8 protein-coding genes are annotated in these 13,173 nt (G+C 64.4%); 2 read left to right on the top strand and 6 right to left on the bottom strand.

The annotated features are described in order from the left end of the window. Window positions 1–267: 267 nt before the first annotated feature. Complete coding sequence (locus tag ACMV5O_RS14420) at window positions 268–1,005, top strand: isochorismatase family protein (protein WP_416164101.1); 738 nt, start codon at window positions 268–270, stop codon at window positions 1,003–1,005. Between the two features lie 161 nt (window positions 1,006–1,166). After that, a complete protein-coding gene (locus ACMV5O_RS14415; protein WP_416164100.1) occupies window positions 1,167–2,105 on the top strand; it encodes a LysR family transcriptional regulator in 939 nt (312 codons plus the stop codon). Window positions 2,106–2,190: 85 nt separating this feature from the next. On the opposite strand, the gene ACMV5O_RS14410 is transcribed toward ACMV5O_RS14415, so the two are convergent. The 6 genes from ACMV5O_RS14410 to ACMV5O_RS14385 all read right to left on the bottom strand — a co-directional run bounded on the left by ACMV5O_RS14410 (window position 2,191) and on the right by ACMV5O_RS14385 (window position 13,062). Then, window positions 2,191–3,708 carry an NCS1 family transporter gene (locus tag ACMV5O_RS14410; RefSeq protein WP_416164099.1) on the bottom strand — a complete coding sequence of 506 codons (1,518 nt, stop codon included), beginning with the start codon at window positions 3,706–3,708 and terminating at the stop codon, window positions 2,191–2,193. Window positions 3,709–3,825: 117 nt separating this feature from the next. Continuing rightward, window positions 3,826–5,652, bottom strand: a complete 1,827-nt coding sequence (locus tag ACMV5O_RS14405) for a hydantoinase B/oxoprolinase family protein (RefSeq protein ID WP_416164098.1) — start codon at window positions 5,650–5,652, stop codon at window positions 3,826–3,828. Between the two features lies 1 nt (window position 5,653). Next, window positions 5,654–7,762 carry a hydantoinase/oxoprolinase family protein gene (locus ACMV5O_RS14400; protein WP_416164097.1) on the bottom strand — a complete coding sequence of 703 codons (2,109 nt, stop codon included), beginning with the start codon at window positions 7,760–7,762 and terminating at the stop codon, window positions 5,654–5,656. A 986-nt stretch (window positions 7,763–8,748) separates the two neighbouring features. Then, entirely contained in the window at window positions 8,749–9,963 is a 1,215-nt protein-coding gene (locus ACMV5O_RS14395; RefSeq protein ID WP_416164096.1) for a beta-ketoacyl synthase N-terminal-like domain-containing protein, read from the bottom strand. A 237-nt stretch (window positions 9,964–10,200) separates the two neighbouring features. Next, complete coding sequence (locus tag ACMV5O_RS14390) at window positions 10,201–11,820, bottom strand: BCCT family transporter (RefSeq protein WP_416164095.1); 1,620 nt, start codon at window positions 11,818–11,820, stop codon at window positions 10,201–10,203. A 420-nt stretch (window positions 11,821–12,240) separates the two neighbouring features. Then, the gene (locus ACMV5O_RS14385) at window positions 12,241–13,062 is read right to left on the bottom strand and encodes an outer membrane protein OmpK (RefSeq protein ID WP_416164094.1); all 822 of its coding nucleotides are present in this window, start codon (window positions 13,060–13,062) and stop codon (window positions 12,241–12,243) included. Window positions 13,063–13,173 lie beyond the last annotated feature (111 nt).

Raw genomic sequence — 13,173 nt, 5'->3', positions numbered from 1 at the left:
TGGTGGCCAAGCTAACACGGCCGATCGTGCGGAGTTTGCCCGTTCCGGACACCGGATTGCCTGGCTCCGCCATCCGCGTGACGGGCACGGTGGCGGAAAGCTCGGCGAATAATTGCTCCTCGAAGCATCAATGCAGCTCGATTACTGATTGGACGTCATTTATCCGCATCCTTAATCTTTGAACTGCCTGAGGGCAATGCCCGAACCGGCCAGCGCAAGACAGCGGTTCCCGGAAACTTGATATCCACCCCTAAAGGAGTACGAAAGATGTCCAACGATCTGCAGAGCATGCTCGACCAAGCCTTCGCCCAAGCCACCAAGCTCTACCAGGAGCGCGGCTTCCAGCGCCGTGTCGGTTTCGGCAAGCGCCCCGCCCTGGTGAGCGTCGACCTCGCCAATGCCTGGACCCGCCCGGGCAACCCCTTCACCTGCGAGAAGATCGACGAGGAGATCATCCCCGGCATGCAGCGCCTGCTCGCCGCCTTCCGCGAGCGCGGCTTCCCGGTCGTGCATGTGACCACCTGCTACCAGGTCAATGACCGCAGCAACCCCAACACCGACATGGGCCTGTGGCACAACAAGATCCCGGTCGACGTCGTCGCCCAGGCCGACGAGAACCTGTGGGCGATCGACTCGCGCATCGCGCCGATCGAAGGCGAGCAGGTCCTGATCAAGAAGCACGCCAGCTCCTTCCAGGGCACCTACCTGGCCGGCTTCCTGCGCGCCGCCGGGGTCGACACCGTGCTGGTGACCGGCGTCACCGCCTCGGCCTGCGTCCGCACCACCGTGTGCGACGCGATGGCCGAAGGCTTCCGCCCGATCGCCGTGCGCGAATGCATCGGTGACCGCATCCCCGGCGCCGTGGCCTGGAACCTGTTCGACATCGACGCCAAGTTCGGCGACGTGGAGTCGGTCGATCGCTGCGTCGAGTACGTGATGAGCGTCGGCCGCGAAACGGCTGCGCCCAAGAGTGCCGCACAGAAGCCGGCCCTCGAGACCGCCTGATCAGCGCCCCCGCGGCCACGGGGCAACTGCACTGTGGCCGTAACGTCGACGTTTCGAGCATGGGCTCAGGTCGCAGTGCGGACCTGAGCCCATCAAGCTTGACAGGCCTGGGACGAGCCGGAAACATCGGAGCCCCTCCTACTCCAGCGCCGGACTCCGCCATGGGCAGCCAAATCCGCTTCGACCTGCGCCACCTGCGCGCCTTCATTGCGGTCGCGGAGTCGCTGCACTTCAAGAAAGCCTCCGAGGCGCTGTTCATCACCCAGCCGGCGCTGAGCCGCCTGATCAAGTCGCTGGAGGACGAGGTCGGTGCCGAGTTGTTCTCGCGCACCACCCGCCAGGTCACGCTGTCCGAGGCGGGCAGGCTGTTCCTGGCCGAGTGCCAGCAGGCCTTCACGCACATCCAGCGCGGGGTCCAGCTCGCGCAGCGGGCCGCGCGGGGCGACATCGGCCGCATTTCGATCGCCTACAACGATTTTTCGATCAACAGCGCGCTGCCCCACCTGCTCGAGGTGTTCAAGGAACAGCAGCCTGCGGTCACCATCGATCTGACCTACATGCCCTCGCACGTCCAGGTCGAGGCCCTCCGCAACGGCGAGATCGACGTCGGCTTCCTGTTCGGCCCCCTGCACGAGGACGGCATCGACACCCTCAGCCTGTCGACCGAGCGCACCGTGGTGCTGCTGCCGAAGAAGCACAAGCTGGCGCACCGGCGCTCGATCAGGATGGAAGACCTGCGCGACGAGAAATTCATCATCGGCTCGGAGAGCGGCTGGAAGTCCTTCCGCTCCTTCGTCTTCGACCTGTGCCTGAAGTCGGGCTACATCCCGCAGGTGGTGCAGGAGGCGACCAGCAGCACCGGCATCCTGAGCCTGGTGGCGGCCAACATGGGGATCTCGCTGTATTCGGAATCGGTGCGCAACTTCATCCGCAAGGACATCGCGATCGTGCCGGTGGACAGCACGCACGCTGCCATCGAGACCGTGGCGGCCTGGAGCGCGGCCTACCAGAGCCCGAGCCTCCGCCTCTTCCAGCACACCATGGCGCAGGAGCTGGCACGGCTGCGGCTCGCCCCCCAGGGCGCCGAGCCGGCCGCCTGAGTGCCGGGCCGTCGCCGCCTTGAAACGACGGCGCCCCGCGTTGCGGGGCGCCGTCTGGTCGAGGCCTCAGCGCTTCAGCGCGTCGTCACAGGTCTTCCCGGCGGTCGAAGTCGTGGCCGAGCTGGCTGGTGGGCAGGCGGCGGAAGCCCGATTCGGCGGTGTAGGTCCAGTTGTGGCCCATGGTGGTGGCCAGGTAGCGGTCGCTGTAGCCCGAGGTGATCTCGGCCTGCTTGTAGCGCGGCAGCACCCACACCCACATCAGCAGCAGATACAGGCTGAAGCCGAGCACCAGGCCGACGACGAAGGCCCACGAGCCCGAGTAGAAGGCCGCGCCGCCCGCGATCAGCCAGGCCAGCACGCCCGCCGGATTGACGCCGCCCAGGAAGCGGAACTGGCCATGGGCCTCGTACAGCTCCGGCACGTTGAGGCGGCGGCGACGGATCACGAAATAGTCCGCCACCATGATGCCGCCGATGGCCGACAGGAAGGAGCCGTAGGAGAACAGGAAGCTGAACAGGTTATCCAGAATCAGCCAGGGCATGGACAGCGTGCCGATGATGCCGGCCAGTACGACCGCGCTGCGGTAGCCGATCCAGGGTGCGCCGGCATTGACGAAGGTGAGCGCCGCCGGGATCAGGTTGGCCGCGTTGTTGGTGGACCACTGCGCCAGCACCACCATGACCAGCAGCACGATCAGCGACAGGCCGGTGGCGCTGCCCTGGATCACCGTGATCGGATCCCAGTTGCCGGCGGCAATGAAGGCCGCCGCGCCGATGACGGCGACCCAGGTCTGGGTGATCGGCAGGGCGACCAGTTGGGCGAGGAAGACGCGGCGGTTGCGCTTGGCGAAGCTGCGCGTGTTCTCATCGAGCTTGAGGAAGCGGGTGATGTTGGGAATGTCGATCGCCAGCGTCGACCAGAAAGCCATGTTGGCGAGGAACAGGGTCAGCACCGTCGCCTCCTTGCCGCCCACCCAGTTCCAGATGTTGAGGCCCTGCGTCTGCGCCATCACGTCGAGCGTGTAGTACATCCAGATCGAGATCGCGATGATGGCGGGCGCGGCGATGTCGGCCAGCCGCTCGACCGCCTTGATGCCGCAGGCGGTGTTCCAGATCTGCACGATGGCGAAGATCGCATACCACAGCGCCCAGTTCGAGAACCCGGTCAGGTACTCGACGATGCCGTTGATGGCGAGCGCGCCGAGATAGGTCTGGATGCCGAACCAGATTGCCGCGACGATGCCGCGGAAGATGGCCGGCAGGTGCGTGCCGGCGGTGCCGAACGGGGCGCGCAGGTAGACCGCGAACGAGAGGCCATGCTCGGTGCCGATGTCCGCGGTCAGCGTCATCAGCAGCGCGAGGCAGACGTTGGCCAGCAGGATGACGGCGACCACCTGCCACAAGGGCAGGGACTGCACGCCCGCCGCGCCAAGCTGGAAGGTGGCGATGATGACGGCGAGTCCGATCCAGATCCACACGAAACCGAGCGTGCCGATCGTGCGCTGCGAGTTGAGGACGGGCAGGATGGACTCTTCCAGCAGGTGGGAGCGGCCCGCAGTCGCCCCCTTCGCAGACGGCAGAGCCGCCGTGTCGACGCTATTCATGATGCAACTCCTTTGTAGTTGTGACGGGTTCAGCTATCGAGAAACCAGCGCGCACGCGTCCTCACCCGGTCTTGCGACCGGGTGAAAACACGCTACGGAGTCAGAGAGTGGGAGGCGTCAGGCCGACGCGGATGCGGGCTCGGCCACGCTCGGGCCGGAGTCCGCCTGGCGCTCGAGACGCATCAGCAAGCGTCGCGACTGGGTGGCCGCGAGGTCGAGGACGAGATCTTCCGAGATGATCACGCCATAGACCTCGCGCGCGCGATCGAGGGTGCAGAAGTCGTCCATGACGTCCTCGAGCACCTTCTGCGCGGGGCGGTCGAGCGGATCGCCATAGCCGCCGCCGCAGGGCGAGTAGTAGCTCATGCCACCGCCGGCCGGCACGCGCAGGTTGGATATCTTCGAGTAGGTCTCGCGCACCGTGCCATCGGGCAGGAAGATCTCGACCCGACCCGCCGCCCCTTCGGTGCCGCCGAAGGCGCCCCAGGGCACGTCGAGGTGACGCTCGGACTCGTGCGTGATCGCGCCGTCCGCCAGCAGGCGCTGCGACTTCACCACGCCGATGCCGCCACGGAACTTGCCGGCGCCGGGCATCACGTCGTCGCGCAGCTCATAGCGGTCGCACACCATCGGCAGGTGCATGCCGAGGTCCTCGATGGGGTTGTTGCGGGTGTTGGCCATCAGGTTGTCGATGGAGTCCGGACCGTCGGAGGCGGGGCGGCCGCCATAGGCGCCCTCGTTGACCTCGAGGAAGACCCAGTAGCCGCCCTCCGGCTTGATCCCCGAGTAGGCCGCGAACGAGATCGCCGCCGAGTTGCCGGCGGTGGCGCGATGCGGCAGCACCGGGCTCAGGGCCTGGATGATGAGGTCGATCATGCGGTTGCACTGGGTGAAGCGGGCCTCGGCCGCGGCCGGGAAGATCGGGTTGAAGATCGAGCCCTTGGGCGCGGTGACCTTGATCGGGCGGAAGGAACCCTCGTTGGGCGGCAGCTTGATCTCGGTCAGCGCGGTGTCGGTCAGCATGGCGCGGAAGGCGCAGTAGCAGGCCGGCTTGGTCGAGCCCTCGAAGGGCACGTTGAAGCCGGTCGGCACCTGGTCGGCCGAGCCGGTGAGGTCGACCTCGACGCTGTCGCCCTGCACCCGCACGCAGACCTTGATCGGCAGCGGCTTGTCGCGGTTGGCGCCGTCATCGTCGAGGAAGCCCTCGGCGAAATACTCGCCGTCGGGGATCTCGGCGATGCGCGCGCGCATCATCGACTCGGTGTAATCCATCAGCTGGTTCGCGGCGCCGAACACCGTCTCCTTGCCATAGGAGTCGAGCAGCTCCTGCATGCGCTGGGCGCCGAGCTGGGCCGAGGCGATCTGGGCGTCGATGTCGTCCTTGGTTTGCTTGGCAGTGCGGCTGTTGTGGCTGATGTACTGCCACAGGCCCTCGTTGCGCTTGCCGCCTTCGTACAGCTTGATGCCGGCGAACAGCATCCCTTCGGCATACACATCGGGGATGTCGATGATGAGCCCCGGCGTGGCCGCGCCGATATCGACGTGGTGCGCGGTGTTGGCGGCAAAGGCCACCAGCTCGCCGCGCCAGAATACCGGCACGACGATGCAAAGGTCGGGGCTGTGGCTGGAGCCGTAGTAGGGGTGGTTATGGATCACCACGTCGCCCTCGTTCCACACCCCGCCCTGCAGGCACTGGCTGATGCCGCGCAGATAGGCGGGAATCGAGCCGATGTGCAGCGGCGAGCCTTCGGATTCGGTCAGGGTGTTGAACTCGGTATCGAAAAGCCCGGCGCCGATATCCTGCGATTCACGGATGATCGACGAGAAGGACATGCGGTACAGCACGTGCGCCATCTCCTGGGCGATGGTGTGCAGGCCGCCGCTGATGACCTGCAGCGTGATCGGATCAACCTTGGCCTGGGTATTGGTATTGGACGAAGTCATTTCATGCACCTCCCTGGACGCGTTGCGCATTGATGTGGATGTTGCCCTTGGCCGACACACGAGCGACGTAGCCCGGCGGCACCAGCGTGGTCGAGTCGTGCTGGACGATGATCGCGGGCCCGGGCAGCTGGTGGCCTGCCTTCAGCCGCTTGCGGTCGTAGCGCGGCGTGGAATAGACCTTCTTGTCGTCAAACAGGGTTGGCCGCTCGTACATCAACGCGCCGTCGATGCTGCTGCCGGCCGCATCTTCGAGCTCCGGCCAGCTCAACGGCAGGGTGCGTGCGAGGCCGATGATGCGGATCGTCACGATCTCCACATCGACCTCATCGAAGGCCCAGCCATAGTCCCGACGGTGCTGCTCCTCGAAGTTCGACTTGATCACCGCCAGGCGCTCGCGATCGAGCACGCCATCCGGGATCTCCGCGCGCAGCTCGAAACCCTGGCCGTGATAGCGGCACTCGGCGATACGGATGAAGCGGCGCGCCTGCTTGAGCACGCTGTCGGCCTCGAGCCGCTCGGCGCACTGCTCGGTGAGCTCGTCGATGACCCGGTTGAGCCTGTCCAGGGCGGGCTGCTCGACGTCCTTCAGCACGGTCGGCACCGAGCGCGTGAACTCATACTGCATGTCGGTGACGAGCAGGCCGATGGCGGCGGTGATGCCGGGGGCCGGCGGGATGATCACCTCGCGCGCCGACACGGCTTCCGCCAGAGCCACGCCATTGAGCGGCCCCGCGCCGCCGTAGGCGGCCAGCGCGAACTTGCGCGGGTCATAGCCCTTCGCCACCGAGTTGGCGCGGATCTCCAGCGACATGTTGGAGTTCATGATGCGCAGGATGCCGAGCGCCGCCTCTTCCACCGTCATGCCCAGCGGCTCGGCGATCCGGGTCCTGATCGCCTCGCGCGCCAGTTCGGCGTCGATGCGCACGCCGCCGCCGAGGAAGTGGTCCGGGTCCAGCCGCCCCAGCACCACCTGGGCGTCGGTCACGGTGGGCTCGGTCCCGCCCTTGCCGTAGCACGCCGGTCCCGGGTAGGCCCCGGCCGAACGCGGTCCGACGCGGAAGGCGCCGCCTTCGTCGATGTAGGCGATCGAGCCGCCGCCCGCGCCCATCGTGGCGAGGTCGATCATCGGCGCCAGGATCGGGTAGGCGCCGACATAGGTGTCGCGCGGGTTCATGATCCGCACCTGGCCGTCGGGAATGGTGCTGAAGTCGGCCGAGGTGCCGCCGATGTCTACGGTGATGATGTTCTTCTCGTCCGACAGCGCACCCGACCAGCGCCCACCCATCACCCCGCCGGCGAGGCCCGACATCAGGATCGACACCGCCTCGCTGGAGCACTTCTCGACCGTCGACACGCCACCGTTGGACTGCATGATGCGCAGGTGGGCCTTGATGCCGGCACCCAGCAGCTTCTGCTCGAGATTCTTGAGGTAGTGCGAGGTCTTGGGCCCGACGTAGGCGTTCATCGCGGTGGTCGAGAAGCGCTCGTACTCGCGGATCACGTTCGCCACCTCGGACGAGCACGACACATAGGCGTCGGGCAGCACCTCGAGGACGATCTCCTTGGCGCGGCGCTCATGCGCGTCATTGAGGAAGGAGTACAGGAAGCAGACGATCACCGACTGGATGCCGCGTTGCTTGAAGACTTCCGCCGCTGCGCGCACCTCCTGTTCGTCCAGCGCGACGGCCACCTCGCCCTGCGGCGGCATGATGCGCTCGCTGATCGCGATGCGGTTGCGGCGCTTGACCAGCGGCCGCGACTGCCAGGGCACGTCGAACTGCAGCGAGAAGTTCTCCGGGCGCTTGTGGCGCCCGATATGCAGGATGTCGCGAAAGCCGCGCGTCGTCAGCATCCCGACCTCGGCGCCGTTGTGCTCGATGGTGATGTTGGTGGCCACCGTCGTGCCATGCACGATCAGGCGCACGTCGCTGGGCGCGATGCCGCCAAGCTGGCAGATCTCGAGGATCCCGCGCAGCACTCCTTCCGACTGGTCCGCTGGCGTGCTGGGGACCTTATGCACGAAGATCCGCTTCCCATCCTCCCGCTCGCCCTCGAGCTCGAGAACGAGATCCGTGAAGGTCCCACCTACATCGACTCCAATCCTTGCCATTGTGCTCTCCATTTAGAACGATCTCTTTACCGCCTTCCGATACAGCAACGGCGACCCGCCCGTCTCGTGATCCCCTCACCCGTCCAGCAGCGCCTGCTCCCTCTCATCGAACCACTCCGTCGACAACGGAGAACATGAGCGCAGGCGCGCTTCGTATTGGCCATGTCATTGTTTGCACTCGGCTCCCCGAGCAATGACGACCTAATCCAGGCAAGGTGACGCAAAACCATTCTAGGCCTGAACTTTTCGCTCATTAGTTTCATTTCTGCTCTCATTAATTACACGAGATCATCAATTCGGGCACTCGCGCACCAGTCGCACCCACACCTGTCGGCGCCAGGACCGGTTCAACCCGCCCCTTTCGTTAAAGGTTTTTCGCAGAAGAGGACGTGAAGCGGACCGTGCCCGACCGACAGCAGAAGCACTCGACAATTAATTAAGCAGATTATGTGCCATGCACAAATACGCGTTAATCCGTAATGATTGAGCGAATTCCTTTCTGCAATGCACATTCTTTGTGCAGATCGAATCCATCACGGTGCATGCAGCTGGATATTCCGCATCATGAAAGCGGCGTACGCGCGAACAGATGACCTGCTGTTCTTTTTCTAGAACAGTGACTTACGCCACATGTCGAGTTAATCGGGCGGTTTCCGTGGACGCTTCAAAGAGTGCCTTTTTCGGCAATTCCTCGGCCCGTCAGCGCGCATCCAGATTCGTAGAAACAACGCAAAAACGCACGGACACTCAGTGCATCCATGCGCGTCAAAAAATTGAAATCTGGAGTTTGATGCGACCGACAGAGAAACGAACTCAGAATATTCGCGGTCGCCACTTGACACTTGAACAGTGCCGACGAATCGAATTCGATCGAATGCCGATGGGCAATACCGATAATTATCAGGCCCGTATCCGATTTCCCTGCCGTCATTACACCGGCGGCAAAGGAGGATGGCCTCGGGACCGCTCAGTTCACTTCACTGTAATCACGCCCGGTGCTTCCCGAAAATAAGGCTCGCATTCGCACCACCGAACCCGAAGCTATTCGACATCACACAATTCACATCGACATCCGAAGCCGTCGATGCCAGCAGCGGCAATTCGGCCAGTTCCGGGTCTGGCGTCTCGATGTTGTGCGATGCCGCCATGAAGCGGTGGCGCATCATCAGCAGGCAGTAGATCGCTTCATGCACGCCCGCGGCACCGAGCGCATGCCCGCTGAGCGCCTTGGTGGAGCTGAACGCCGGCACCGCATCGCCAAAGGCGCGTTGCACGGCCGCGATCTCGATCAGGTCGCCGACCGGGGTGCTGGTGCCGTGGGTGTTGAGATAATCGACCGGCAGCGGGCAGGTCTCGAGCGCCGCGCGCATCGCGCGCAGGGCGCCCTCGCCATTTGGCGCCACCATGTCGGCCCCGTCCCCCGCGGTGCCATAGCCCAGCACCTCGCCGTAGATCTGCGCGCCACGCCGCAAGGCGTGTTCGCGCTCTTCCAGCACCAGCACGCCGGCGCCACCGCTGATGGCAAAGCCGTCCCGATTGCGATCGTAGGGGCGGCTGGCGCGCTCGGGCGTGTCGTTGTAGGCCGTGGTCAGCGCCCCCATCGCGTCGAACATGCAGGTCTGGGTGACATGGATCGCCTCGGCACCACCGGCAAAGACGATGTCCTGCTTGCCGAACTGGATCTGTTCAACGCCATGGCCGATGCAGTGCGCGCTGGTGGCGCAGGCCGAGGAGATCGCATAGTTGAGCCCCTGGATGCCGAAGAAGCTCGACAGGCAGGCCGCGACCGAGCTCGTCATGGTGCGCGGCACCCGGTAAGGCCCGACCTTGCGCACGCCCTGGGCATGCAGAATCGCGTTCGCCTCGACGATGTCCGCGCTGGAGCCGCCCCCCACGCCCATCACGCAGCCGGTGCGCGGGTTCGACACCTGCGCGGGGGTCAGGCCGGCGTCGGCCACGGCGTCGCGCATCGCCAGGTAGGCATAGGCCGAGGCGTCACCCATGAAGCGGCGGTGCTTGCGATCGATGCCATCGAAGTCGGCCTCCACCTTTCCCGAAACGTGGCAACGCAGGCCGGCATCACGGTACTCGGGATTGAAGCCGATCCCCGAACGGCCGTGACGAAGGGCGTCCGCGACCTCGGCCTGGGTGTTACCCAGGCTGGAGACGATTCCCAGCCCTGTCACAACGACTCGACGCATTCCCTTCGCTCCTCGCTTCCACACTCAATGTCGCATCACCCAGCAGACGGATACGAGGCTAACAGAGCACTGATGCGCAATTGATGCAATGTCTGTGATCATTGCTGCTTCCACAGGCATCAATCACACCTGCACCGCAAGCCCTGCGGGCACCTGTTGAAGCTGCCCGGGCGCAACTCGCATGTCGGCCGGGCCGGCCATCCCTGCACCGGCCCGGCTCGGGTGAAAGCCGCGTGATCACGTGCTGGCGGCTGGCCTCAGATGAGCAGGGGCGTCCTGCCGGGCCTCATCGTGCTCGCTCACCTGGAGCTTCACGTTGGGGTCGGGGTTATTGACGAACTTCTCCAGCTCCCGGGTTGCGCTGTCGCGCTTCAACAGACGCCGGATCGTATTGACGATCATCAGCAGGATCACGATCGAGAAGGGAAAGCCGCCGATGATGGTGCCGGTCTGGACCGTATCCACGACTGCGGTACCGCCCAGGGTCAGCAGCACCGTCGTCACCGATGCGATGCTGAAGACCAGGATGACGCGGAAGCAGGCGCCGGCCTTCTTCGGCGCCGACACGAAATCGGCCAGCGCATAGGTGCCCGCATCGAGCGAGGTCACGTAGTAGGTCGCGACCAGCACCGTGGCGACGATCATCAGCACGCTGCCGACGACGGGCATTGCATCGAGCATCACGAACAAGCCGCTCGATACGTCCTGGCCGACCGCAGCCGACACCCCGCGCGCGGTGAGGTCGTCGTAGTAGATCGCCGCCGAGCCGATCACGGCGATCCACACCATGACGATCAGCGACGGGATGATGGTGACGCCGATGACGAACTCACGCAGCGTGCGACCGCGCGAGATGCGGGCGATGAAACCGGCCACGAAGGGCGAGAACGCGATCACCCAGCACCAGATGAAGACCGTCCACCAGCCGTTCCAGCTGTCCTTCCAGGACGCCAGCGCACCAGCCGTGCTCGGCGCGTCCGTCCAGAAGCTCATCGCGGCGAAGTTCATCGCATACGCGCCGAAGGACTCCGTCATGTTGGACAGGATGAACACCGTCGGGCCGAACACGAATACGCCGACGACCAGCACGATGCTCAGGATCGAGTTCGTCTCGCTGAGCAGGCGCATGCCGCGGTTGATGCCGAAGAAGGCCGAGATGGCGGCCACCGTGCCGAAGCCGAGAATGACCACCAGCCAGAGGCTGGGCCCCGAGCTCAGCCCGGTGAAGGCGGTGAGCCCGGACGAGAACTGCATCGCGGCAAAGCCGAAGGAGGTGGCCAGACCAAGAATGGTGGCCATGATCGCCAGCAGCTCGATGACCACCCCGGCGGCGCCCCTGGACCATTTCGGCAGCAGGTCGACGGTGGCTTCGCGGAAGGTGAGCGTCTTGCCGAGGTTGTGGTGCGAGTAGGCGAGGCACACGGCGACGACGCAGTACATGGCCCAGGCCGTGAACCCCCAGTGGAAGTAGGACCACACGAGGCCGTTGCCGGCGACGTTGCTGCCCAGCGTCCGCACCACCGGGCTGTCGTCACGCAGCATGATCGGCTCGGCGACCGACCAGAAGATCAGGCCGATGCCCTGGCCGCAGGCGAAAAGCATCGAGTACCAGGCAAAGTTGCTGTATTCCGGCTTCGCATTGGGGCCACCCAGCCGGACCCGGCTACCCACCTTGCTGAAGATGAGCCAGGCGCACACGGCGACGGCAAAGAGCGAATACAGCACGAACAGCCAGGTGAATCCGCCGGTGACGAAGGTCCGCAGCTCGGAGATGACCGCGGCGACGCCGTCGGGGTTCACGAGCACGGTCACGACGAGCAGGATGATGGCCAGCGGAGGAATGAATTGAATGAGCAACCTGCTCACGTGCGGCAGATCCCGTCCGGTGAACCGGGGAATCGACACCGGCTCGAAACACGTGCCGTCACTCAGGGGCACGTCGTGCTCCACTTTTCTGTTTGTCACTTTGGTCCACCTCTCGATCATCTAGTTTTATGAATCTTGCACATCGGCATGTTGCCGGCGCCCTTGCAGTGCGCGCCGCCAACTCTCCGTGTGGAGCGCACACTTCGACGCGTGCGCCCTGCTCCTCCTGCGAAACATGAACCTCGGCTCATCCGCCGTCTTCGCCACAGATGATTCGATCCACTTATGGATCAATAAATCTTGTCAAGTGCAGTATGAAAACCTCGGAAAGAGGCGACTGTCCTGATATCGCCAGATCCTTTCGTGTTGGCGACATTGATCTGCCGCCTCACCCACGATGCGCGTGGGAACTCAGAAATTCCACCTCAGCTGCAGCGTCGGCGTGTGGCGTGAATAGGTGCCGCCTCCTTCTGCATCGGTCTTGCTGTACCGCGCGTACTCGTGCCGGTAGCCAATATCGAAGTGTGAGTTGATCTTCAGCCACAGGTCGGGCTGGACGAAGACCGTGGTACCGCGTTCTTCGTTATTGAAGTTCACGAGCAGCAACGGTGACCAGGTGAACTGGAACCCGCCGAACTCGAACGGCAGAATCGCGAACGTGCGCCAGAAGAGCGTCTTGACAGCATCGCCCCCGTCGCCGGTGAATCGTGCGCGGCGGGCGTAGAAGTCGGTCTCGAAGAAGCTGAAGCCAGGTACGTCCAGATCGAAGGCGAGACCGAGGTTGTCGGCGCGAAAGTTGGCATAGGATCCACGCTCCAAACGGGCCGCCAGGTTCACATCCTTGATGATGCCGAACGAGAGGTCCTTCCCGCTGATCCGGGACAGGCTCAAGCGCGGATTCCACACGCCGAAGTACTGGTTGCCGGTCTCCTCACCAAAAGAGCCAGCACCATCCCCGAAGAAGTTGCCGACGCCCTTGCCGTGATAGGTGTCGAAGAAGAAATAGTTGTCTCCGTACTCGTGGACGCCGAAATGCTCAAGGCGCACGGTCGTGAGCTTCTTGTCCTCTGTACCCGTGCCGAATACCGGATCGAACTTCGAATTCGTCGTGTATCCGATGTTCACGTTGGTGTTCTGCCAGCTTTCCACGGCGTGGGCGCTGTAGGCAGTGGCCATCCCGAGGGCGACGCCGCAGCTCGTCAAGAGCGCGGCAAGGCGTTTGTTGCGAATCATGTTGCTCCTCATCTTCATTCACTCGTTATTGAATCCTTCCAACAGCATCGGCCCGCCGCCGCCCGGGCGCCGGCGCGTCCTGCTGAATGCCACGCCCGACGCATTGCATTG

The organism is Thauera sp. WH-1 (assembly GCF_047806685.1).
Lineage (GTDB): Bacteria > Pseudomonadota > Gammaproteobacteria > Burkholderiales > Rhodocyclaceae > Thauera.
The sequence above is the reverse complement of the archived record's forward strand: the minus strand, read 5'-3'. Positions and strand labels throughout refer to the sequence as shown.